The sequence below is a fragment of the Pararhodobacter oceanensis genome (assembly GCF_003076755.1).
GTDB classification, from domain to species: domain Bacteria; phylum Pseudomonadota; class Alphaproteobacteria; order Rhodobacterales; family Rhodobacteraceae; genus Pararhodobacter; species Pararhodobacter oceanensis.
Genome location: NZ_QDKM01000032.1, coordinates 1 through 1041 on the forward strand (window position 1 = coordinate 1; position 1041 = coordinate 1041).

At 57.7% G+C, this 1041-nt stretch carries 2 protein-coding genes; both read right to left on the reverse strand.

Annotated features, from left to right (window positions below; genetic code table 11):
* Nucleotides 1-241: 241 nt before the first annotated feature.
* Nucleotides 242-586, reverse strand: coding sequence for an IS66 family insertion sequence element accessory protein TnpB (gene tnpB / locus DDE20_RS18855; protein WP_116560056.1), 345 nt, complete (start codon nucleotides 584-586; stop codon nucleotides 242-244).
* Complete coding sequence (locus DDE20_RS18860; protein ID WP_165814582.1) at nucleotides 583-909, reverse strand: transposase; 327 nt, start codon at nucleotides 907-909, stop codon at nucleotides 583-585. Before DDE20_RS18860 ends, tnpB begins: the two co-directional genes overlap by 4 nt.
* Nucleotides 910-1041 lie beyond the last annotated feature (132 nt).

Consider the following 1041-nt stretch of genomic DNA (forward strand, 5'->3'; position numbering starts at 1 on the left):
CGTTTGATCCGCTCATTGGCATCCGCATTGCGGGCCCTGAGCGCTTCAATCTCAAGTTCAAGCACGTCGGCGCGGGCCGCTTTCTCGGCCATGGCGCGCACCATGGATTTCAACTGATCCATGTCATCGGGAAGGGGGAGCTTACGGCTGTTCATCACCTCTGATTAGAGCATGTTTCATCTTGTTTTACTTGCATTTTTTGCCCTTTTGTCGGCAAATAATTCACTGCGCTGGGGCTGTTTTAACCAACGGTCTCAGGGCGACGGATCGTGACTGGCCGAACCCTTTTCCAGTCAAGCCCATCGACCAGCGCCATCAGCTGGACGGTGTTCAGTTGAACCCGGACATGGCCAATCCGCGGCCAGCAGAACCCGGACTTTTCCAGGCGCTTCGCATAAAGGCAGACGCCGCTGCCATCCCACCAAACGATTTTGATGCGATCCGCACGTTTCGCGCGAAACACATAAAGGGCACCGTTGAATGGGTCGCTCCCGGCATCGCGAACCAGCGCCAGAAGGCTGTCAGGGCCTTTGCGAAAGTCGACAGGGTGACTGGCCAAAAATACCTTCACGCCGGACGGGATCATGCGCTGCGCACAGCTTTAATGATCCGACGCAGGACCGCTTCTCCGATATCGTGACCGACACGAATGGTGGCGTCCCCAATCACGATCTCCGTCAACGCCTGCTGTGAGGGTTTCGCCGGTTTCGCCTCTTCCTGGGACTTGAGATAAGCCTTGCGCCAGGCGAACAGCTGCGGCGGCGAAATCCCCAATCGCCGCGCAAGAGCCGAAACATTTACGCCTGGCTCCAGGGCCGCAGCGACAGCTTGCGCCTTGAACTCATCAGACCAACGGCGCCGTTCTCCGACCGGCGCACCATCGAAACGGTCAACGACGGCTTCAATCAACTGAAAGCTACTAGGCGTAGATATAGGCGTAGAACTGGTCGTCGACATAGAACCCCGGCGCTTGCATGAACGCTCGAAAGCTAGCTCGGACACGCCGACCCGTTAACCCACGGGGTTCCCTTGTCGCTTACG